This window comes from Paenibacillus sp. FSL R5-0701 (genome assembly GCF_037973995.1).
In the GTDB taxonomy this organism is placed as follows: Bacteria; Bacillota; Bacilli; order Paenibacillales; family Paenibacillaceae; genus Paenibacillus.
Genome location: NZ_CP150230.1, coordinates 6,606,769 through 6,628,440, shown reverse-complemented (window position 1 = coordinate 6,628,440; position 21,672 = coordinate 6,606,769). Strand labels below are relative to the sequence as shown.

19 protein-coding genes are annotated in these 21,672 nt (G+C 47.7%); 12 read left to right on the top strand and 7 right to left on the bottom strand.

Annotated elements, in window-relative coordinates; genetic code table 11:
- The first annotated feature begins 147 nt into the window (after positions 1 to 147).
- Entirely contained in the window at positions 148 to 2,379 is a 2,232-nt protein-coding gene (locus tag MKZ13_RS29100) for an MMPL family transporter (protein ID WP_339180229.1), read from the top strand.
- 269 nt (positions 2,380 to 2,648) lie between these two features.
- Positions 2,649 to 3,602, top strand: a complete 954-nt coding sequence (locus tag MKZ13_RS29095) for a nucleoside hydrolase (RefSeq protein ID WP_017691781.1) — start codon at positions 2,649 to 2,651, stop codon at positions 3,600 to 3,602.
- Positions 3,603 to 3,842: 240 nt separating this feature from the next.
- Here MKZ13_RS29095 and MKZ13_RS29090 read toward each other — a convergent pair whose 3' ends face one another.
- The 3 genes from MKZ13_RS29090 to MKZ13_RS29080 form a co-directional block, all read right to left on the bottom strand.
- A complete protein-coding gene (locus MKZ13_RS29090) occupies positions 3,843 to 5,561 on the bottom strand; it encodes a methyl-accepting chemotaxis protein (RefSeq protein WP_339180226.1) in 1,719 nt (572 codons plus the stop codon).
- A 273-nt stretch (positions 5,562 to 5,834) separates the two neighbouring features.
- The gene (locus tag MKZ13_RS29085) at positions 5,835 to 6,566 is read right to left on the bottom strand and encodes a DUF3105 domain-containing protein (protein ID WP_339180223.1); all 732 of its coding nucleotides are present in this window, start codon (positions 6,564 to 6,566) and stop codon (positions 5,835 to 5,837) included.
- 335 nt (positions 6,567 to 6,901) lie between these two features.
- Positions 6,902 to 7,819: a hypothetical protein gene (locus MKZ13_RS29080; RefSeq protein WP_339180221.1), complete on the bottom strand. Its 918-nt coding sequence runs from the start codon at positions 7,817 to 7,819 to the stop codon at positions 6,902 to 6,904.
- A 374-nt stretch (positions 7,820 to 8,193) separates the two neighbouring features.
- On the opposite strand from MKZ13_RS29080, the gene MKZ13_RS29075 reads away from it, so the two are divergent.
- The 7 genes from MKZ13_RS29075 (at position 8,194) to MKZ13_RS29045 (ending at position 15,723) form a co-directional block, all read left to right on the top strand.
- Positions 8,194 to 8,538 (top strand): Na-translocating system protein MpsC family protein, encoded by a 345-nt coding sequence (locus MKZ13_RS29075; RefSeq protein WP_017691786.1) that lies wholly within the window; start codon positions 8,194 to 8,196, stop codon positions 8,536 to 8,538.
- Positions 8,539 to 8,785: 247 nt separating this feature from the next.
- The gene (locus MKZ13_RS29070; protein WP_339185467.1) at positions 8,786 to 9,856 is read left to right on the top strand and encodes an ABC transporter substrate-binding protein; all 1,071 of its coding nucleotides are present in this window, start codon (positions 8,786 to 8,788) and stop codon (positions 9,854 to 9,856) included.
- A gap of 97 nt (positions 9,857 to 9,953) precedes the next feature.
- A complete protein-coding gene (locus MKZ13_RS29065) occupies positions 9,954 to 10,892 on the top strand; it encodes a nucleoside hydrolase (protein WP_339180219.1) in 939 nt (312 codons plus the stop codon).
- A gap of 220 nt (positions 10,893 to 11,112) precedes the next feature.
- Entirely contained in the window at positions 11,113 to 11,934 is an 822-nt protein-coding gene (locus MKZ13_RS29060) for an ABC transporter permease (RefSeq protein ID WP_036612869.1), read from the top strand.
- A gap of 6 nt (positions 11,935 to 11,940) precedes the next feature.
- Positions 11,941 to 12,732, top strand: coding sequence for an ABC transporter permease (locus MKZ13_RS29055; protein ID WP_062836822.1), 792 nt, complete (start codon positions 11,941 to 11,943; stop codon positions 12,730 to 12,732).
- 18 nt (positions 12,733 to 12,750) lie between these two features.
- On the top strand, positions 12,751 to 13,809 hold the full coding sequence (locus tag MKZ13_RS29050) for an ABC transporter ATP-binding protein (RefSeq protein WP_339180216.1): 1,059 nt from the start codon (positions 12,751 to 12,753) through the stop codon (positions 13,807 to 13,809).
- A 174-nt stretch (positions 13,810 to 13,983) separates the two neighbouring features.
- A complete protein-coding gene (locus MKZ13_RS29045) occupies positions 13,984 to 15,723 on the top strand; it encodes an adenine deaminase C-terminal domain-containing protein (protein ID WP_339180214.1) in 1,740 nt (579 codons plus the stop codon).
- Positions 15,724 to 15,814: 91 nt separating this feature from the next.
- Here MKZ13_RS29045 and MKZ13_RS29040 read toward each other — a convergent pair whose 3' ends face one another.
- From MKZ13_RS29040 to MKZ13_RS29030, 3 genes are all read right to left on the bottom strand, one after another.
- Positions 15,815 to 16,003, bottom strand: a complete 189-nt coding sequence (locus MKZ13_RS29040) for a hypothetical protein (RefSeq protein ID WP_036612861.1) — start codon at positions 16,001 to 16,003, stop codon at positions 15,815 to 15,817.
- Positions 16,004 to 16,118: 115 nt separating this feature from the next.
- The gene (locus tag MKZ13_RS29035) at positions 16,119 to 16,550 is read right to left on the bottom strand and encodes an SMI1/KNR4 family protein (protein WP_133386174.1); all 432 of its coding nucleotides are present in this window, start codon (positions 16,548 to 16,550) and stop codon (positions 16,119 to 16,121) included.
- Between the two features lie 151 nt (positions 16,551 to 16,701).
- Positions 16,702 to 16,965, bottom strand: coding sequence for a hypothetical protein (locus MKZ13_RS29030; RefSeq protein WP_339180212.1), 264 nt, complete (start codon positions 16,963 to 16,965; stop codon positions 16,702 to 16,704).
- 287 nt (positions 16,966 to 17,252) lie between these two features.
- On the opposite strand from MKZ13_RS29030, the gene MKZ13_RS29025 reads away from it, so the two are divergent.
- From MKZ13_RS29025 to MKZ13_RS29015, 3 genes are all read left to right on the top strand, one after another.
- Positions 17,253 to 17,990, top strand: coding sequence for an HAD family hydrolase (locus MKZ13_RS29025; protein ID WP_339180210.1), 738 nt, complete (start codon positions 17,253 to 17,255; stop codon positions 17,988 to 17,990).
- A gap of 384 nt (positions 17,991 to 18,374) precedes the next feature.
- Positions 18,375 to 18,854 (top strand): DNA starvation/stationary phase protection protein, encoded by a 480-nt coding sequence (locus MKZ13_RS29020; protein ID WP_339180208.1) that lies wholly within the window; start codon positions 18,375 to 18,377, stop codon positions 18,852 to 18,854.
- 127 nt (positions 18,855 to 18,981) lie between these two features.
- A complete protein-coding gene (locus tag MKZ13_RS29015) occupies positions 18,982 to 20,193 on the top strand; it encodes a nitric oxide synthase oxygenase (protein ID WP_339180205.1) in 1,212 nt (403 codons plus the stop codon).
- Between the two features lie 48 nt (positions 20,194 to 20,241).
- On the opposite strand, the gene MKZ13_RS29010 is transcribed toward MKZ13_RS29015, so the two are convergent.
- Positions 20,242 to 21,600, bottom strand: a complete 1,359-nt coding sequence (locus tag MKZ13_RS29010; protein ID WP_339180202.1) for an MFS transporter — start codon at positions 21,598 to 21,600, stop codon at positions 20,242 to 20,244.
- Positions 21,601 to 21,672 lie beyond the last annotated feature (72 nt).

The following is a 21,672-nucleotide window of genomic DNA, read 5'->3' as shown; positions in this document are numbered from 1 at the left end:
TGTTAGAAGTGTTCACAAAATTAGGCATTGCAAAATTAACCTTCCGGTATATATAATTAACTCAATTATACTATGACCCGTGGTTCATTACTACACCATCATATATATTAGGGCTTCATAGAAACAAAATAGGGAGATGAAGAGACAATGCAGGAAGGTTCGGGTTACGGCCGCTGGGTTGCTGGCAAACGAAGCAAATGGATTACGCTGTTGGTATGGATCATTATCGCCGTTGTGCTTGGCATGGTATGGCCTGCTGTAGGTGAACGTGAAACCAATAACGCACAGGATCTGAGTGAATCCAAACCATCGGTTCAGGCAGCTGCACTTGCCGAGAAGGAATTCCCTGGCGGTGAAGGACTGCCCGCGCTGATCGTATGGCGTCAAGCCGGCGGTCTGACGGATGAGCAAATTGAGAACATTCAGGCATTAACGGAGCGACTGGATCAAGATCCGGTAGAACAACAACAGTCCGTTGTGCCACTCTATCAATTACCACCACAGGCATTGAAAGGCCAGCTTTCGGAAGATGGAAGTACCTTGGTTATGCCACTTTTCTTCAATGAAGGTGCCGATTCGGAACAATTGAAGGAAGCTATTGAAGCACTTGAGCAAAAAACACAAGACATCTTCGGGGCAAACCCGTTTGATGTAGCCATAGATGATACCAATACACTGATTGCCCGTGTGACAGGGCCAGTAGGGATATCCATTGATGCCAGCGGGCTATTCTCCTCCGCTGATGTATCCTTGCTGATCGCTACGGTTGTTCTGGTATTAGTCCTGTTGCTGCTGATCTACCGCTCGCCGGTATTGGCAATTATCCCGATTATTGCGGTTGGGTTCGCGTATATGGTGACAAGCCCCATTCTCGGATTCATGGCGGATCAAGGCTGGATTACGGTAGACGCACAGTCGATCTCGATCATGACGGTATTGTTATTTGGAGCAGGAACAGACTATTGCTTGTTTATGATCTCCAGATACCGTCAAATTCTCTATCATGAGCCGGACAAAAAGAAAGCCATTTTTCAGGCAATTACCGGATCTTCCGGCGCCATTGCCATGAGTGGATTCACGGTCGTTGCAGCACTACTGGTGCTGTTGTTGGCTGAATACGGTGCATATCAACGCTTTGCCGTACCATTCAGTCTGTCCATCTTTATTATGTTTATTGCAAGTCTGACGCTGGTTCCGGCGCTCCTGGCGATCTTCGGTCGGGGTTCATTCTATCCATTCGTACCACGTACACATGAGATGGAAGTGGAACGTGCGAAGAAAAAAGGCAAACCGGCTCCGGCCCCGCGCAAAGTGAAGGAAAGCTGGATTGGCCGTGTTGTAATAACAAAGCCATGGACCGTTCTTGCAATTACGTTGGTATTGCTGGGAGGACTGGCGGCATTCTCTACTCAGGTTAAATTCACGTATGATCTGTTGTCTTCCTTCCCGGAGGATGTGCCTTCCCGCGAAGGTTTCACCGTCATCGGTGAACAATTCTCCCAAGGTGAGCTGGCTCCAGTCAAAGTGATCGTTGATGCCGAAGGCAAAGAAACTGATCTGAAGCAACGTCTCGAATCGCTGGATTACATTAGCAAAGTAGGCGATGCTCAGCAGGGTGCCGAGAATGCCAACATTACCGCCTTTGATGTGGAATTCAATCTGAATCCATATTCCATGGAGGCAATGCAGCATATTCCAGATCTGCGAGCTACTGCGGAACAGGCGCTTCAAGACGCTGGTGTAGCTAATGTGGACAGTCAGGTCTGGATCGATGGTCAGACGGCTGAACAGTATGACATTGAAGTAACCGGAGAACGGGATGCCAAGATCATTATTCCCGTGGTCATCGGCATGATTACTTTGTTACTACTGTTGTACTTGCGTTCAATCGTAGCCACAGCGTACTTGATTGCGACAGTCGTTCTGTCGTATTTCTCTGCACTGGGTCTGGGTTGGATCATCATTCACTACGGACTTGGCGCAGATGCCATTCAGGGAGCGATTCCGCTGTATTCCTTCGTATTCCTCGTGGCACTGGGTGAAGACTACAACATCTTCATGATCTCTAGCATCTGGCAGAAACGCAAAACGATGCCGCTTCGTCAAGCGATCAGAGAAGGTGTTGGCGAGACAAGTTCGGTTATTACATCTGCAGGTCTGATCTTGGCAGGAACGTTTGCGGTACTTGCTACATTGCCAATTCAGGTGTTGGTGCAGTTTGGTATAATCACAGCTGTTGGTGTGATGTTGGATACCTTCCTGGTTCGTCCATTCATGGTACCGGCGATCACCGCATTACTGGGCAAATGGGCCTTCTGGCCAGGCAAGTATGTGCCGATTGCCGAGAAGAATGAGGAGAAACAGAACCAGTCCATGTAATGCATGGATGGGGTGAGATGGACGGCAGGGCTTCAAGCCTGCTGTCCATTTCTTTATTTTCCGAACGATGATGACCTCTACCAGTTGTCCTCCTGAGATGGAATGGTGGAACTGTAAAATATCCGCAGGATGAGGCGTGATCCTTGTTTTCTTTGCATGGGGAAGGTTTACGTAGCTAAGGGTTATGGGACATAATAGAGAGAGCGTCGGCCTTGGGCAGACGGATGATCAACATCAATGGGACAACCAGGGGAAGGATGAAAGCAAGCATGACGAACCAACTTAATGTGTATTTCAACCATGACGGCGGCGTAGATGATCTCGTATCGCTGTTCATGCTTCTGCAAATGGACAATGTACATGTAACCGGCGTATCGGTTATTCCGGCAGACGGATATCTGGAGCCAGCAACAGATGCCAGTCGCAAAATTATCGATCGTTTCGGTACATATTCCGTAGAGGTATCCAAATCCAACTCCAGAGGGAAAAATCCATTTCCTGCGGCGTGGAGACTGCATTCCTTCTATGTAGATGCACTTCCTGTACTGAACGAGTCCGGCAAAATGGAAGCACCACTCTCTGCCGTTCCGGCACACCAGCATCTGATCGAGAAAGTGCGCAATACCGAAGGCAAAACGTTGCTCCTGTTCACAGGCCCACTGACAGACCTTGCGCGTGCACTGGACGAAGCACCAGACATTGAAGAGAAAATCGACAAGCTGGTATGGATGGGTGGTACATTTGAGCGTGGTAACGTAGAAGAGCCTGAGCATGATGGCACAGCAGAGTGGAACGTATTCTGGGACCCGGAAGCGGCTTATCGTGTATGGCAGAGCGGTATCCAGATTGATCTGGTTGCACTGGAAAGCACGAACAAAGTACCTCTGACTCCAGCTGTTCGTAACCGCTGGGCAGCAGAGCGTCGCTTCGAAGGCGTTGATTTCCTGGGTAACTGTTACGCAGGTTGTCCGCCACTGGTGTACAGTGAGACGAATTCCACATACTATCTGTGGGATGTGCTGACAACGGCTTCCGTTGGACGCGAAGACATCGTGAAGAAGAAAACCGTAAACTGTATTGTCATCCCGGATGGTCCTAGCCAGGGCCGCACGGTGGAGCAAGCAGACGGACGTCCAGTACAACTGGTGTATGATACCGATCCGGAAGCGTTCTTTACGTACATGACGGATTTGGGTAAAAAAGCTGCTCCGCAGCGCTACTAATTCAGGCAGCCTTGGGGCTTGCCATCCTTAAAGGTACAACAAAAATAAAGCCGCAGGCAGTGGTCTGGGAATGGGGTTGAACCCCATAATCCCGTCCCTGCCGTGCGGCTATTTGTTTTGGGCTGATCTGTATAGGTTGATAACAGCGATCGGAAGGTTGTTCTGTCATCGAAGTGGCATGTGTGAATACTCTTTAGTTCAATCTATATAGCCGATCTATATAGCAATCTAAGCTGCCCGCTATATTTTAAATCGACCAATCAATCCGTTCAACTCACTGGACAATACCCGCAGAGATTCAGCGGATGCACTCATCTCATCCATGGATTGCAGCTGGCTACCGGTAGCGTGCGATACCTTCTGGATACTTGAAGAGGATTCGCGTGAGATATGTTCCATATCCTCCACAGAAGCGGACACTTCTTCTGCACTGGCAGACAGCTGCTCGGATGCTGCAGATACTTCGTGCAGACGTTCATTCATCGTCTCAATCCCGGTATGAATGGATGTGAATGAACGGCCTGCCTCCTGAACAACAGCGAGACCGGATTGGACTGCTGATGTGCTGGCAGACATATGTTCTGACAACAGGGCAGTCTGGCGTGTCATCTCAGCGATCAGTTCGGTGACATGCTGGGATGATTGCTCCGATTCCCCCGCAAGCTTGCGAACCTCTGAGGCAACCACCGCAAACCCGCTGCCATACTCTCCTGCACGTGCGGCTTCAATACTTGCATTAAGTGCGAGCAGATTGGTCTGTGAAGCGATGCCTTTCATCAGATGTGCCACCGACTCAATTTTACCTGAGTACTGCTCCAGCTGAGAGGTGGAGGCCACCATCTGCACATTTGCTTGATGAATTTTGTCCATGCTGTCAATTGCCGTGTTGATGTTGGCTTGACCTTGCACCGCGTTATTGGTCGTTTCCTGTGATACATCCGCGACCATTGAAGAAGAATTCGCAATGTGCTGCATGCTGCGTGTAATCTCTTCCATAGCTACCGTAACTTCTCCCGCACGAGCCACCTGTTCAGCAGCGCCACTGGCTGTATGATTCGTATGCTCGGCAATACGCTGACTAGCTTCTGCAGTCGCCTGTGAATGTTTGGATACTCCTTCTGCAGCTTGTAGTAGAGAATCGGAGCTTTGACGGATGCCCGTCATGACATCCCGGGTACCTGTGACCAGATGTTTGAACTCGGAAGCGAGCTGTCCCACCTCGTCCTTGCGGCTAAGTTCAACGTTGACGGTCAGGTCGCCTTTTCCTACCTGGGTGATTAACTTCTTCAACTTTACCAATGGACGGGTCAAGTAGTGGGCGAATCCATACACCAACAAGACACTCAGCAGAACAATAGCCAAGGCTGTCCAGATCATGGTCATTCGGTTGCGGGACATCAGTTCATAGACCGCAGTGGAATCCAGATCCGCACCGACCAATCCTAGTACTTTCCCGTCATCCCCATGGATTGGCACATATGCTGTAATGGTAGCTCCATATTCATCCTGTGTGAGTTCGCCCCGAATAGGCTCATTCTGTTCAAAAGCTTGCAGCATTCCTTCATAATGGGTCTCCTCTGCGGAACCGTAAGGGGAGAAGTCATCCTCTGCCACATCGACAGCAGCCCCATCCACAACGTAGAAATATGTATTTGTTCCATTTTCTTCGCGTGTACCAAGGGTGTACAGATACTTGAGTCCATTGGCCTCGCGCAGCTGACTGAGCTGCTCACGCAATACGCCGTAATACGCTGTCTCGTCCTGTCCGGTACTGAGTGGTGCATACAGAGAGGTGTCAATTAATGCAGCTGCCCGTTCACCCACAGCCTGTGCCTGCATTCCCATGGATTGTTCGACCAGTTGGGCCGATGAACGGTACATGGTAATGCCAAGAACCGCACCCGCGGCCAGCATCAGACAGGAAAAAAATAAAAAGATCCTCATAAACAAACTGTTCATTGGTAAAAGTGTTCCCCCTTGATCTGTTGAATCAATCTTCTCTTTGTCTCTTTACTTGATGCTTGTCGTTCTTCTTTGGTTCGTATGTATTGTATATCAAATATACCATTTTCTACTTGAAATATCGGCATCCGGTCCATAAAGAATTAGCCCCCGAGTCAATTTGATCCGGGAGCTAGTTTTGTTTCAATCCTATATTGACCATGCCCATCATTGGAACACACCTCATTGTCACTACATAGAGGGGCTTCACATGACTGAGTGATTACGTCATTACATCGTTCCGCCGCCCTGGCGAACAGAGGCAGGAATCTTTTCAGGTCCCTGATTAATATATTTATTGATAAAAGTACCTACCTTGGTATCGTCGAAATGGTCGAGCTTCATTGTTTTGGTCCATGCCGTCACCACGACTTCACTGCCTTCGGGAATATCCTTGTTGGGTACAGCCAGAATACCAGCTCCGGCTTCGCGGAATTTAGCGAGGTATTTCAGATGTTCCTTCAAATCCTCGCTTGCGTTCTCATGATAATAGATGATGATATCCCCGTGCTCCAGATTGTGTACCAGGTAATTGTAGCCCGGGAAGTCGGTGTAAAATCCAAACTTGATATCATGCGGATTATGCGGCCCTGAAGTCGGGATCTTCATCTCATACTGAATAGGGTCCTCCGTATGGTCAGCCCCATAATATTTATCGTCCGTAACATCGATGGTCGCGTTGGATGCCAGATCGGCTACATTATATGTTTTACCTGCTCCTTGCATGAAGAACAGGCCAAACGTAATCATCGACACAGCCATCATTACATGTGCAGCCAGCCGAAGGGATCGACTTTTTTTCTGGATGTCCGCCCGCTCTTTCTTTTTCATGTGGCCCAGGATTTTGCCCTGTGTGCGTGATGCCAAGATATAGGCGGCGATGGAGAACAGTAATACGATTACACCTACGATGAGCCACAGGTAGGATGTACCTGCCTCGTGCTCCATTTGCATATGATTCATATGAGTCATGTCCATAGAGAGTTCCTCTGCTTTCTTTGTAAAATGAGTGATTAATACACTACATAATGTAGTGTTAATAACAACAGTGAATCCTCTCACTACTAACGGGAGTTACTGGTTTCGTGTTTGTTACGTAAATAAGAACATACCTGTTGCACTACACATTATAGTGTATGAAACATGCCTAGCGCAATGATGCCTTGGAAAACCAAAAAAAGGCGTTCCCAGTGTGAGCAGGGAACGCCTTCATATAATCTAATGGGATAACAGCGATCGGAAGGTTGTTCTGTCATCGTAGTAACAAGTGTAAATAAGCTTATTCCAACTGAACTATTTTACAGACGACCAAACGGTGAAAGCATTAGGCGGATCAGCCCAATGATAATCTCACCCAACAATCGATACAGAATAAAGAATACGACCACATTGGCGATCAGCACACTGTACATGCTATCGATGGCTGCTTGGGTGCGATTCAGTGGATATTGGAACAGCACCGAGTTCAGAGCAACAAAGATAATGATATACGAGACAGCAAGCAATGAGATCGCGATGGAATACGAGATGATAATAAACAGATTCGCCAGAACAAGGGATACGACAGCAGGAACAAGCAATGTACCGAACTGGGCAACCAGTGTTTTGGGACGGAAAGTTATTTTTTCAATCTTCAGAATAGCGTACATCAGTGCAATAGAGGCAATCAAGATAATGACGGTGAACAATAGCGGCCTTAAAAATCCACCAATGAACAAGCCGTCCATGCCTATGCGACTAAAGGTAATTAAGAAGTATGTAGAAGATAGAATTGCAATTAGCGCCATTGTTAGCCATCCGTTTAGTGAATGCTGGTCGCCAACGGTTTTCATCGTCTGATAAGGACGGGCTAATACACTGAGGAAATAGGACAGATACTGTTTACTTACTTCTTTGGCTTGCTGAACTTTCTCATTCTGCACAATATTATTCCACTGATTGGAGCTATTGCCTCCTTCAGAAGCATGGTCATTGATACCTGTTGATTCTCTCGCCTGTTCCTTGTGAATGGAGACGGATGGTGTGTTGGATGGAGAAGATGTCTGGGAAGAGGTAGCCTGCGTGCTGGACCAACGGGTATATTCGGGTTCGGAAGCAGCAGCAGATTCCGGGTTCGGTACAGGAGTTGGTGATGAGGTTGTTTGCGTTAGATTAGAGCCGCACCTCTCGCAAAAATGGGCATCTCCATTTTCATGATTACATACTGGACATTTCATGGTATAAGCCTCCAATTTCTAGAAAATAAAAACATGTCAACATTGTGTCTCATTTTAACGGTTAATGACGAAGTTTGTCTATGTTTCGCAGGAATAAGTGCCCATTTAGGGAAAGTTGAAACAAAGCCACGAATCCTCTGTATGAAAGCGGAGTGTAGAAGCAACAATAGTATAGGAATGACATGCAGGCATATTAATGTAAATTCACTGTGGTTTAAGACGAATTGTTTTTGGTTGTTAATGTCTCATCGTTCGCTTTTATGTGTTATTATCATGTTAACTATATCTTTTGGGTTGCCTATGATCGTATATTTATGTATAATCAATCGTGTTAACACGTCGAATGTACGGTAGTAAGAGATGTGGGTGAGTTCATGGAACTACTGGACAGCAATGAGAGCAAGAAGAAGATGTGCCAGTATTATAACGAAATTTCGAAGGAACTGTTCGGATTTGGCACCACTCTCCTGAGAGTGACCATTGACCAGAATATTGTGACCTTCTACGCGAAGCACCGACGTTCACCGCGCTCTGACGCCCTGGAAGGGGAGGCCCCCGGCTTAAAGCTGGAAGTGGACTTCCGCATGTCTGTCTTATATAAGAAGAAATTCCGGGAGAAGCTCGAGCAACACATGGGTTTGCCAATTGAAGCTATATTGCGGGATTATGATGCGTCCACTCAGTGGGCGATCACGAATGTGATTCTGGAACAGGCCTAAGGATGGATCGGCAGGATTGATTCTTGTTGATATATACCGAGGTTATCCGGATTCATGATCAGGTTCCGTACAATTTCATATGATGGCGTCTGTCTTTGGATTGATTCTGAAGCAGAAACCGATGATGTACCGGCAGCGGGTGTCGCTTTCCTTTGTTTACGAAGAAAAGTGTTCTTGTTTATACAAGAGCACTTTTCTTTTTGTTTTTTCATACACATCACATATATCAGGGGGAATAAGGATCATGATGAAAAAGTGGATTAGCGGTTTGGCAGCAGTGGCAATGACATCGGTATTACTTGCAGGTTGTGGCAGCAGCACGGATGATGCAACAGGCGGATCAGGCAGTGGGGGAACAGCAGCGAACAAATTGGTGATCTCCACTTGGGGCTTCTCGGAAGATTTCTTCAATGAATCAGTATTTGGTCCCTTTGAAAAAGAACATAATGTAGACATCGTGCTCGAAGTCGGCAATAACGCTGAACGTCTGAACAAAATTCGTCAAGGTACATCAAATGTCGATGTCATCTACCTGTCTGACTACTATGCGCAACAAGGTATCGATGAAGGTCTGTTTGAGAAAATCGATCGTTCCAAAATTCCAAATATAAATGACATTTATGATATTGCCAAAGCACCACTTGGTGAAGATTATGGCCCGGCCTACACGGTTGGACAGCTCGGAATCGCTTATAACCCTGACCTCGTTTCCAAAGAAGTGACTTCATGGAGTGACCTGTGGGACCCGGCGTTCGAGGGGAACCTGACCATCCCGAATATTACGGCAACGGCAGGCCCGATGGTTGTGGATGCAGCTTCCCGTGTAGCCGGAAACGATACGTTTAATGAAGATGCGGCATTTGCTGAACTGAAAAAACTGAGCGGCAATGTGGTGAAATTCTACAGTCAAACGTCCGAATTCGTGAACATGTTCTCCCAAGAAGAGATTGCAGGCGGACCCATCATGGAAATGTATTTCAAAGATCTGAAAGCAGCCGTTCCTAATGCGAAGTTTGTTACACCTAGCGAAGGTGCATATGCCGTGATGAACACGATCAATGTCGTGAAAGGTAGCAAAAACAAAGAGCTCGCTGAAGAGTTCATCAACTGGCAGCTCAGCCAGGATGTACAAGCGAAATCTGCTAAAGCCAAAGTCGATTCCCCGGTAAACACGAAGGTTGAACTGACTGCTGAAGAAGCAGAAGGTGTAACATATGGCGCTGAAGTTGTTGAGAAGCTGAACAAGCTGGATATGGAATTCGTGAATCAACAGGTTAAAGGCTGGACGGATCGCTGGAACCGTGAGATTGCACAATAAAAACAAGTAACCGACTAAATAGTTATCTTTGATCAACATGTTAAACTTATATCATTTGCAGCAAGCAACCATATCACCGCATAGGAGTTGAGAACGGATGAGTGAAGCGCAAAATCGCATCATTCTGGACGTGGACACGGGGATTGACGATGCACTGGCGATTTTGCTGGCCGTCAAAAGCCGGAAGTTGGATATTCTCGGCATCACCACAGTCTGTGGGAACGTATCACTCCAGCAGGCAACAGAGAATACGTGCAAAATTCTTGAACTCGCGGGTGCACCTGAAATTCCGGTCATTGCCGGAGCAGCTGGACCGCTCACTCGCAAGTCTCATTATGAACACCGGGTACATGGACAGGATGGATTGGGCGGTGCGCTGCCTGATCCGGCCGTGTCCAAGAAAGCCGAGGAAGGTTTTGCGCCAGACTTTATCGTGGAACAAGCCAAGCAGTATCCGGGCGAACTGACATTAATCATGACCGCACCATTAACGAACTTGGCCCTCGCGCTGATGAAATGTCCTGAATTGCCTTCTTTATTGAAGGAAGTCATCTTCATGGGTGGTGTTGTTCGCGGACATGGCAATATTACACCGACCGCCGAGTACAACACATACGCTGATCCAGAGGCGGCACGCATTGTACTGCACGCAGGCATCGAGAAGCTTACCCAAGTCGGATTGGATGTGACGCGTCAAACATTGCTGAATGAAGCAACGATTGAGCGTCTCACTGATCCTGCACTGCGCGCGTACGTTGCTCAAAGCACGGAGATTTACATCAACCGTTACGAACAAATGAACGGCGTCCGCGCTTGCGCGTTACATGATCCACTAGCCGTGGGCGTAGCCCTTGCCCCGGAACTGGTAGGACGCAAATCGTATTATGTCGATGTCGAAACCGCCAGCCGCCTGTGCGATGGCCAGATGGTATGCGACTTTCAAAACCGTTTGGGTGAGCAGCCCAACACCCTCGTCTGCGAAACTGTAGATGCAGAAAGCTTCCTTGAACTGTTTATCAACGCGTTAAACGCATAGCTATGATAGTTAAATTCATGTTTTACACAATAACGTAGTGACAGAAGAAAGCTGGAGAAGCGAAGCGTTCGCCTTTATCCCCGGATTTAACCTTTTCAATAAGGATCAAAAAATCTGGGGATAACAGCGATCGAAAGATTCTTCTGGCACGGAGTGAGCTAGTGTAAAGTTGTGCTTTTAACGTGTGAATAAAACCATTTTACAAGTCAGGAGTATCGCGATGAAGAAATCAGTAATCTACTGGCTATTGCTGCCGGGATTCGTGTTTTTGGCGGCATTTATGATCATTCCGATTGTCCTGACGATCGGGTCGACGTTTTTCCAAGAAAACTCCTTCACGTTTGAAGGATACATGCATTTTTTCAGAGACCCATACTTTTTGAAAATATTGCTTACGACGCTGCAAGTCAGCGTGGTCACCACTATCGTCTGTGTGGTGCTCGGATTCCCGACAGCTTATTATATCTCGCAGAAAGCGCCACGCCGCAAAGGCATTTTGCTGGCACTGGCGATCTTCCCGCTGCTGACGAGCCCGGTCGTGCGCTCGTTTAGCTGGATGATCATTCTTGGACGAAAAGGGCTGATTAATAACACCCTTGTTGGTCTGGGTATCGTGGACAAGCCGCTGGACATTTTGTACACGCCGGCAGCGATGATGATCGGTCTGACGCATTTGTTCCTGCCACTGATGATTATCTCTCTGGTCGGTGTGCTGGAGAACATTGACGGTGACCTGCTCAAAGCAGCACAAAGTCTGGGCGCATCGCGCATCACGGCATTCCGCCGGGTTGTGTTCCCACTGGCTGTGCCAGGACTTGTGATCGGAGCCGTGCTTGTCTTTGTTGGAAGCCTGACGGCGTATACCACACCTGCCCTCCTTGGAGGCAAGCAGCGTGTAATTGCTACGTTCCTGTATCAGAACGCCATGACCCTCAACGACTGGTATCTGGCCTCGGTTGTTGCCGCGATTATGATTGTAATTACATTTGTCGTGGTCGGTGTCATGAACAAAATGGCCAAAACTTTAAATCCGAAGGGGTAGACACATATGCGGGAGAAACATATCGGGCTGGGTCTGTTCAGTCTGCTGGTCTTTATCTTTCTGCTGGGCCCGCTTCTGATCATATCAGTCACTTCGTTTGAACCGGGAACGGTACTCAAATTTCCGCCGGAGGGCTTCTCCCTCCGCTGGTACGAGAATATTTTCAACACAGGCGGTTTCCTCCGCACGTTCCAGACGTCCATCATCATTTCCCTGCTGGGGAACCTGTTGGCGCTGGTGCTCGGAGTTCCGGCAGCGTATGCACTCAGTCGTTACGATTTCAAAGGCAAGTCTGTGCTGAACGCACTGTTCCTGTCCCCGGTACTGATCCCGGGAATCGTGCTTGGTTTTACATTGATGAAATACCTGATCGTAATCTACCATCTGCCGATGTATCTTGGACTGTTGATCGGTCATACGATTATCATGCTTCCATTTATCATTCGAGTTATCGCGTCGAGTCTGTCGAGCTTTGACTTTGCGGTGGAAGAAGCTGCGCTGAGTCTTGGTGCGGGACGGGTAAGAACGTTCTTCACGATCGTGCTGCCTAACATCCGCTCAGGAATTATCGCTGCCGTGCTGATTGCCTTCCTGGAGTCCTTCAACAACGTGGACATCTCGGTGTTCATGACCGGACCAGGGGTAAGCACATTACCGATCCAGATGCTGACGTATGTGGAGAATTATTTTGACCCAACGATTGCAGCGATTTCCGTGCTGTTGATGGTACTGACCGGACTATTAATGTTCGTGATCGAACGGATCATGGGCGGATTTTCATACTTTACTAAACGTTAATTGGAGGCGCAGAACGCTATGGCATTGCTGACATTAGACCACGTATCCGTGGCATACGATAAGCAGACAATCCTGAAGGATTTTCAGTTGGAGCTGGAAAAAGGTAAACTGCTCTCCCTGCTCGGACCGAGCGGTTGCGGCAAAACAACTACGCTGCGCCTCATCGCCGGATTTCTGGAAGCATCACAGGGCAAGTTTATGTTCGGCGGCAAGGATTATACGAAGGTTCCGGCGAACAAGCGGAACTTCGGATTTGTATTTCAGAGTTATGCGTTATTCCCGCATCTATCTGTCTATGACAACGTGGCCTTTGGCCTGCGGATGCGCAAGGTGAAAGACAAGGATATCTCTTCCCGTGTGATGCGAATCCTGGAAGTCGTTAACCTGAATGGATTTGAGAAACGTTTTCCACAAGAACTGTCCGGTGGACAGCGTCAGCGTGTAGCCATTGCTCGTGCATTGGTCATTGAACCTGACCTGCTCTTGTTCGACGAACCGCTCAGTAACCTGGATGCCAACCTGCGCCTCAACATGCGGGTGGAGATTCGCCGCATTCAGCAAGAGCTGGGCATCACAACGCTGTATGTCTCTCATGACCAGGAAGAGTGCTTCTCGATCTCGGATCAGGTAGCGATTATGAACAAAGGCGTGGTCGAGCAGCTTGACCGCCCGGAAACCATTTTCAAATATCCGGCAACGGAGTTTGTAGCACGGTTTATCGGGTTCCATAATTTCATTGAATTCGCGGAGCGTAGCGATGCAGGTGAAATGATCACACTGACCGCAGGTGGACGTACGTTTACAGCAACCGCGCATCCTGGAACAGCACGTCCCGGTGCACGTAAAGGTGCGATTCGCCCGGATGATCTGATTGTTAGTGGAGATACCTCTACGGATGTGGTAAATGCTTTGCCGGGGATTATCAAAGTCAGCACGTATCTGGGACGCAGTTATCAGTATGTAATCGAGACGGAGCTGGGTGATTTCACAGCAAATCAGGAGATGGAAACACCGTACCTTAGTGGGCAGCGTGTTAGCCTGATTTTCCCACAGGACAAGCTTGTATTGGTAGAGTAGTCGTGAATGTAGGGAGTAGCATTAAGAAATAAGAGCAGCAAAGAAGGCATTTCATGCGTTGATTACGGACGAGGCAGTGGTACGCAATCAAGTGCAGTACATCTGATTAAAGTGCAGATTCATTGTCCAGTCCGGATCGCGGTGAAATGTTTGTGAAGAAGGAGATTATGCCCCATGCGTGCAGATCAACTAATTGTGAATGTACATGTGTATAACAGTTATTATAAACGGTTTGAAATGAACAACGTTGCAGTACTCGACGGCAGATTCCTGTATGTGGGACCCGGCGGACCGGAGATGATTCAGGCAGACGAAGTCATTGATGCGCGGGGAAGATACATGATTCCTGGCTTGATCGATATCCATCTGCATATCGAAAGCACGATGGTGACACCGGAAACCTTTTCCCATGGTCTGATTGGCTGCGGCGTAACGTCCATTGTAGCGGAACCGCATGAGATGGCGAATGTATTCGGGCTGGAGGGTGTGCAGGAGATGATGGCTGCGAGTCGGGAGACGACGGTGGACATGTTCTATGCGATCCCAAGTTCCGTTCCGGCAACCCCGATGGAGACAACAGGCGGTTCGATCGAGATCGAAGATATGGACGTGCTGCTCGCCACTGGCGAGATCATCTGTCTGGGCGAGATCATGAACTATGTCGATGTCATCCGTGATCCGGAATGCAAGACGAACCAGATTCTACAGCATATCCGCAAAAACTATCCCGATCTGGTGATCGAAGGACATACACCGAAACTGCTTGGACTCGATCTGCATCGACTGATCTACGCAGGTATTGATTCCGATCATACTCATCAGAGCATTGAGGGATTACAGGCGCGGATTGCGGCAGGTATGTTTATTGAAATTCAAGAGAAATCAATGACCCCGGAAGTCATGGAGTACCTGATTCAACATGATGTGGCGCAGCATTTCTGCTTCGTAACAGATGATGTAATGCCGGATTCACTGGTGGAGCGTGGTCATCTGGATCATATCGTACGCAAGGCAATTCAGATGGGGATGCGTCCGGAAGACGCGATTTATGCAGCAACATCCACCCCTGCTTCCCGGATGAAAATGACCGATCGTGGCAGCGTTGCCCCAGGCAAAGTAGCCGATTATGTGTTGTTATCTAACCTGGAGGAGCTCGCTATTGATCAGGTGTACAAAAACGGCCGCAAAGCTTATGACGATTACGAACCGTATAAGCAGGAACGCATAACCGGGCAGTTCCCACCTCACTTCTATAAGAGTGTACAGTTGGAGAAGCTGGGCGTAGCGGATTTTGCAATTCAGTTGTCAGACCCAAAAGTCAGTGGATCAGGTGTTGATCTCGCTGGCGAAGGTGAACACCAATGCCGCGTCATGATGGTGAAGGATGGTTCTACTTTTGTAGAAGAACATATTGCACCGGTTCAGTCTGCGGATGGTGAATTGTTATGGGAAGAAAGCGGATATGCACAAATCGCTACCTTTGAACGTTATGGTGTGAACGGCAATCGTGCACATGGTCTGATCGGTGGAGACACCATCAAGCGTGGTGCTATTGCAACGACATATTCACACGACAATCACAACCTGCTGGTTGTAGGACGTAATCATGAAGATATGATATTGGCAGCTAACACGGTAATTTCGAGCCAAGGTGGTTTCTGTGTGGTGGAAGATGGCAAGGTGCTGTCCCATCTGGAACTTCCCGTAGGTGGCATTTTGACGGAAGAACCACTGGCAGTGGTGTCCCATCAAGTGAAGGAATTGAGAGCAGCGATGTTGTCTCTTGGGTACGTGCATTACAACCCGATCATGTCGATTAGCACGCACTCCCTTGCGGTAAGTCCAGCGCTGAAGATCACGGACCATGGCTTGATTGATGTGAATGCAGGTAAGGTTGTATCGTTGATTGTATAGTTTGAAGACACATATGTCGTGATGCACATGAAAAAACACCCTATTTCACAATTGTGAGCTAGGGTGTTTTTGTCTGTGCTTATTGGAATTATTATTTTAGCAACTTCTCTGGATTCTTCACTTTAATGGAAACAACTTCGCCGCAATCCAGACAAACCGTGTACATTTTTTCCACACCGAGAGTCATTTTCTTATCCAATGGACGAAGGTTGATGTAATCCGATGCTTCTACGAAAGATGTCCCTCCGCAATCATGACATTTCTTTTCTGATATACTCATAAGTTCATTCCACCTTTTATTCATTTGTAATGTGTTCATTAATATAATATTCATTAAATGGAAATACAAAATTATCTAATTATTCATCGTAGATTAGGGTCCGTTAGTCCGTAAATTAAATTTTTATTTTGCCTTCTAAAGTCCACTCCAAATATTTGGACACTGAAGGTGCGACCCATTTTCGGCTGTCATTTTCATGATTCCACACAAACACGTCATCTCTACACGTTCCATCCCCTGTCACAGGAAAAGCAAATAAATCCCCAATCCCACTTTCCCCGAAGAAGAGCAGGTGATCAAAGGGCATATAGTAATCTTGGGAGTGGTCATCCCGATAATGTCTGTTTTCATTCTTAATTCGATCTTCTGACCAGATAAGTCCCAAATCGTAAATAGCTCTGACTCCATTGGTTTCGAGCAATATTTCTTTTAATTCACGAGGGAGCGTAACCTGTAAGGAGTCTTCCATCTTTGCAATGTCATCACCAGATGCAGGGGGACTGAACGTATACTCCTTCGAAATGCTATGAAGATGCTCTTTCCACATGAATAAAGGCCTCCTCGATATATTCTAACTGTCAGTAACGAATGAAACGGTATGTAATTGATTGAAAAAAGAAGTCCTTCTTAACTTAAAAGGCTACTGTTTTTGATGTAGCGCAGCAATGTTATGTAAGGACTACTCTTCTAACTCCAGTTTACCAAGTTAGCCAACCGCTCGTTCGTTTATAGTTGTGCAGAAGATCATATTGCTCTTGATACATGAGACTCTTCATTTTGGTTCTATACAGACGATAATCCTGTTTACGAGCGGGTTTACATTCTTTGTTGTAATGCGTGCTCTTGATTCCTTTACGGTGATCTTTCAGCTTTTCTTTTCTTGGATAAATGAACTTCTTGTTGTGTCTCTGTGCAAAAGCTGTTTCATTTTCCCATGATTGAATCTCTTCTTGTGTGAACATCTTCATCCCCGTTGTACCGGGCTAGATTCTGGCTTGAGTAGCCAGTGCCTTGAGCACAACTAATAGAAGAAGAATTTTGGGTTGAACATCGTCATCACCTCAGATTTAATCATCCTTATTTTAACATATAAAGCCGTCCGATCAATTCTGGTCTAAGCGTTATTATGGGCACTGTTCTGGAGTAGAAGTGATCACGCAACAAATCCCTTTTGGACGAGGCATAGGATTAGCTATATAGTAGTAAGAAGAGAATGCTTGAGACAGGAGCAGGGGGATCGGTAACAACTATGAATATAAAAAATGAAGCTAAAACGATATTTTTCGACGTGGATGATACCTTATATGATCACTTGCAGCCGCTTCGTGGCGCATTACAGGATGTTCTTTGCCTGCCAGATGATTTCCCTTATGCTGAGGCCTATCATCGTTTTCGTTATTATAGTGACTGGTTGTCTGCACAAGAAGATCTGTCCGCTGTACCAGAACCGGATGCGGTGGAGCGAATGCGCCGTCGGAGGTTTGAGCTGACGATGGAAGAGTTTGGACTCCCCTTACAATTGGGACAGGCTGAAGAACTGCAAGCACAGTATCTGAGCAGACAGTTTGAGATTGTACCTTTTGAAGGAGCGTATGGGTTAATCAGAAGGCTTCAGGCAGAAGGTCATACTGTCGGTCTAATCACCAATGGAGAAGGGGAGCATCAGCGGCGTAAGCTTGAAGCACTGGATGTGCTCAGTCTCGTGAACGAGCATCTGATTTTCATCTCCGGTACTACTGGTTATGCGAAGCCGGATCGCAGGTTGTTTGAATATGTGAGTAAGCAGTCCGGGACAGATGCCCGTTCCAGCTATTACATTGGCGACTCGTGGCGTAATGATGTGGTAGGTGCGGTCGATGCGGGGTGGACAGTCATCTGGTTCAACCATCGGGAGGCGCTGCCGGAGTCCGATCATCAACCTCATTTTGTAGCACGGAGCTATGAAGAGATCAGTCGTATCCTGACTTTTGAGTTTGTTAAGCAATAAAATTGTACAGGTGGGTTCATGCAGTCCTATCATCTCGCGGAGATGAAGGGCTGTTTTTACGTTATTTGCACTGTGAGAATATTCGCAGTATGTGAACGTAATTAAAGGTATAAATATAAAGTGGGATCTGGTGCATGCAGTACTACACACCCTCATTAATCAGCCGTGTGGGCAGTGTGACTCCACTTTTTATAATGATATAGGATGAAGCTGTACTTCATGGAATCTTCATGTACAAGACAGTGCAAATGCCTTCCCAAACGGGATATGCGGTGTTATAATTAAAACAAGATTTAGATTAAGTCTAAATTAAAATGAACGAATCAAAGTAGTCCATAACAATCAATCAAATTCTATTTTTATATTCGAGAGGGGATAAATTCCATGAGCACAATCCAAACTAGAAACAACACTTTTGCTAACAACGCCACAGCACTTCAAGAGGTCCTGAACCGTCAGATCGCAGGTTGGTCCGTACTGTACACGAAACTGCATAACTTCCACTGGTATGTCCAAGGGCCACATTTCTTCACATTGCATGCCAAATTCGAAGAGCTGTACAACTTGGCTACAGCAAATATGGACGAAGTTGCAGAACGTTTGCTTGCTATTGGTGGACGTCCGGTGGCTACAATGACTGAACAGCTACGTCTGTCTCCAATTGAAGAGGCACAAGGCCAGTTGTCTGCTGAGCGTATGGTAGAGTCGGTGGTTGCTGATCTGCGTACGATGGTGGAAGTGATTCATCAAGGCATTCACGAAGCGGGAGAAGCAGAGGATAACGCAACGGAAGATATGCTGATTGGATTCACCGCTGCCTTGGATAAAGAGGTCTGGATGTTAAACGCATTTCTGGGCAAATAAGCAAAGTCACCCTACATCCTGACAACGATATGTAGAGTCCGTGAACAAACTGTCCGTTCGCTTACAAATCCGGTGTGCTTGCCGTATAATGATGGCATTCAAGATGTACAGAATGGTGGAATGAACGATGCGGTCAGACCTGGAACAATTGCAGGAAGAAGCTGAACGGTTTATATATACATGTTATGAAGAGCTGGGCCATTCGCGTGAAGACGCGCAGGTCCGGCTTGCTGTCGTTATGGGCGAGATCGAAGTAACGGGTACCTATGTGCATACCACAGAAGAATTGGAGCAAGGTTGTAAAATGGCATGGCGGAACAGCAACCGCTGCATCGGGCGGCTGTTCTGGGATAAATTGCGAATCGTGGACGCACGCCATGCCGATACAGCAGGAACGGCAGCGGATGCTGTGCTGAATCATATTCATGTGGCCTCCAACGGTGGCAAAGTGATTCCGATGATTACCATCCTTCCACCGGATGGGCCGAATGGAACTCCGGTACGTCTCTGGAATCATCAGCTTATTCGTTATGCGGGATATGAGACAGAGCAAGGCATTGTTGGAGATCCTGCTTCGGTGGAATTGACCAAGGCGGCCATGTCACTTGGCTGGCAGGGGGCAGGTAGCTCCTATGATGTGTTACCGCTCATAATTCAGGTGCAAGGACAAGCTCCAGAGTGGTATGTTATACCCGAAGAAGAGATTGTGGAAATTCTTATCGAACACCCGGAACGAGTGGAGATTGCGGAGCTTGGCATGCGCTGGTACGGTGTGCCGATGGTTGCCGATATGCGTCTGGAGATTGGTGGCATATCCTACCCGGCAGCACCGTTCAATGGTTGGTATATGGGTACCGAGATCGGCGCCCGTAATCTGGCAGACACGTTTCGGTATAACAAGCTGCCTGCAGTGGCGGCAGCATTTGGATTGAATACGTCGAGTGAAACGACCTTGTGGAAGGACCGTGTGTTGGTAGAGCTGAATGTGGCTGTGCTGCATTCGTTCAAAAAAGCAGGTGTGAGCATTGTGGATCACCACACGGCAGCAGCGCAGTTCCAGTTATTTGAACAGCGGGAGGAGAAGGCTGGGCGTGAATTGACCGGAGATTGGGTGTGGCTGATTCCGCCAGTGTCCCCGGCGACAACGCATATATTCCACAGCTCCTATCGTAATGAGATCGTGAAGCCGAACTTTTTCCATCAGGATCAGGCGTATACCCTGAAAGATGGTGTGGCATCTGCCGCAGAGCCGCGAAGCAGCGAGCAGCAGAATGCACAGGTAGAGAATCACCAACCACAGGCCGGAGATGCACCAATGAAATGCCCGTTTGCACATTAATTGTGCAGGCGGGTTATTTTTTGTGATCCTTTTTTATAAAACGAAGAACTACGCCTCTTTCAATCGATACCGACTGCGCATCACGGCCTGAACTATAATGGCAGCAGCAATCAGCACCAGATTGAACACAAACACGGCATAAAGCGATCCAACTTCCGTAAGCAACGCAGCAACCAGTGGAGATACGATGGAGCCGATCTCGGCCGCAGAGACAATTTTGCCTATGACAGAACTTCGACTCTCGTCTGGTATGTGATCACCAATATGGGCAAAGAACGAATCCATGTAACAGGCTCCTCCGACCCCACCAATCAGCATGCCAACGTAGACCCATAGATGGGAGGACGTGCTTAGAAATACAGCAACTTCGATTCCAATCAGGAACATGCCGAGCATGCAAAGCAACAGGCGATCGCCCATCCGGTCAGAGAGATAACCAACAAAGGGAGCAGCGGCAAGCGTAGAGATCCCGGAGACGGTGAAGGCGAGACTGGTGGCAAACGGGTCCCAATGCATGATGTGAGCTGCATACAGTGCAAAATAGGTGAGGAATACCGCATACGCGCTCATCTCCAGAAAATGTACCGTGCCGTAGCCGATAAGCTGCTGTCGCTGTGTGAGCCTTGTAGACAAACCTTGAGTATGCTTTGCGTCAGACGGTGATGAAGATAAAGGAGGAGGTTCAGTGGATGCAGCAAAAGGGTGGGATTCACTGATGGTGGAATCTACAACAACGTTATCCGTGGAGAGTGGCGAATGTGATGATTTATCGATAGGTTCTTGTGTCACAGTAGCCGAAGGATCTTCTAATAGGTGATCACTTAACGTATCCCCAGATCCATGATTGGCTCTAGCTTGTGTCGTCGTCTTCATCCCCATCGCAGCGACCATGGCCATCAGACAACATACGGTAACGAGCAAAAAAGGAACCGATAGCGGCCAATGCAAAGCCAGCCAGCCACTTATGACGGGACCGAGTACCATACCGCCGCCCTCACTGCTACTGATATATCCATTGTATAGGCCGCGGTTGTCTACATTGCCCCCATCCCCGATGATGGAACGTACGACCACGGTAAGGCCCGTGGAAGCGAGCCCCTGTAGAAGTCGGAGCAGGCCGAATAACACCGCAGCTTTAGACAGCGCGAAGCCACCCATACAGACTGCCAGCAGGATCAGCATCAGGACGAGCGCATTTTTCCCTCCGAGCTTTTTATAAATTGCCGCTGCAGGAATGCCACCAATTACTTTCCCCACATAAAAAAGTGCAAAAATAACCCCCATCATCCAGCCGGACAGGCCGAATTCCTCAATAAACAAAGGAAACAGGGGCAGGATCATGAATCCGCCCATCTGACTTAGGAAACAAATGGTCATTAGTAAAGGCAGGTTACGACGAATTTCCAAGAGCCAAGACTCCTCTCACACATAAAATGGAATCCCTAATATGCTTTATTTTCCAAATGAATGCGTAGATAT

Coding starts and splice junctions, on each gene's coding strand:
- MKZ13_RS29100 (WP_339180229.1), top strand. CDS start 148: ATGCAGGAAGGTTCGGGTTACGGCCGCTGGGTTGCTGGCAAACGAAGC.
- MKZ13_RS29095 (WP_017691781.1), top strand. CDS start 2,649: ATGACGAACCAACTTAATGTGTATTTCAACCATGACGGCGGCGTAGAT.
- MKZ13_RS29090 (WP_339180226.1), bottom strand. CDS start 5,561: ATGAACAGTTTGTTTATGAGGATCTTTTTATTTTTTTCCTGTCTGATG.
- MKZ13_RS29085 (WP_339180223.1), bottom strand. CDS start 6,566: ATGAATCATATGCAAATGGAGCACGAGGCAGGTACATCCTACCTGTGG.
- MKZ13_RS29080 (WP_339180221.1), bottom strand. CDS start 7,819: ATGAAATGTCCAGTATGTAATCATGAAAATGGAGATGCCCATTTTTGC.
- MKZ13_RS29075 (WP_017691786.1), top strand. CDS start 8,194: ATGGAACTACTGGACAGCAATGAGAGCAAGAAGAAGATGTGCCAGTAT.
- MKZ13_RS29070 (WP_339185467.1), top strand. CDS start 8,786: ATGAAAAAGTGGATTAGCGGTTTGGCAGCAGTGGCAATGACATCGGTA.
- MKZ13_RS29065 (WP_339180219.1), top strand. CDS start 9,954: ATGAGTGAAGCGCAAAATCGCATCATTCTGGACGTGGACACGGGGATT.
- MKZ13_RS29060 (WP_036612869.1), top strand. CDS start 11,113: ATGAAGAAATCAGTAATCTACTGGCTATTGCTGCCGGGATTCGTGTTT.
- MKZ13_RS29055 (WP_062836822.1), top strand. CDS start 11,941: ATGCGGGAGAAACATATCGGGCTGGGTCTGTTCAGTCTGCTGGTCTTT.
- MKZ13_RS29050 (WP_339180216.1), top strand. CDS start 12,751: ATGGCATTGCTGACATTAGACCACGTATCCGTGGCATACGATAAGCAG.
- MKZ13_RS29045 (WP_339180214.1), top strand. CDS start 13,984: ATGCGTGCAGATCAACTAATTGTGAATGTACATGTGTATAACAGTTAT.
- MKZ13_RS29040 (WP_036612861.1), bottom strand. CDS start 16,003: ATGAGTATATCAGAAAAGAAATGTCATGATTGCGGAGGGACATCTTTC.
- MKZ13_RS29035 (WP_133386174.1), bottom strand. CDS start 16,550: ATGTGGAAAGAGCATCTTCATAGCATTTCGAAGGAGTATACGTTCAGT.
- MKZ13_RS29030 (WP_339180212.1), bottom strand. CDS start 16,965: ATGTTCACACAAGAAGAGATTCAATCATGGGAAAATGAAACAGCTTTT.
- MKZ13_RS29025 (WP_339180210.1), top strand. CDS start 17,253: ATGAATATAAAAAATGAAGCTAAAACGATATTTTTCGACGTGGATGAT.
- MKZ13_RS29020 (WP_339180208.1), top strand. CDS start 18,375: ATGAGCACAATCCAAACTAGAAACAACACTTTTGCTAACAACGCCACA.
- MKZ13_RS29015 (WP_339180205.1), top strand. CDS start 18,982: ATGCGGTCAGACCTGGAACAATTGCAGGAAGAAGCTGAACGGTTTATA.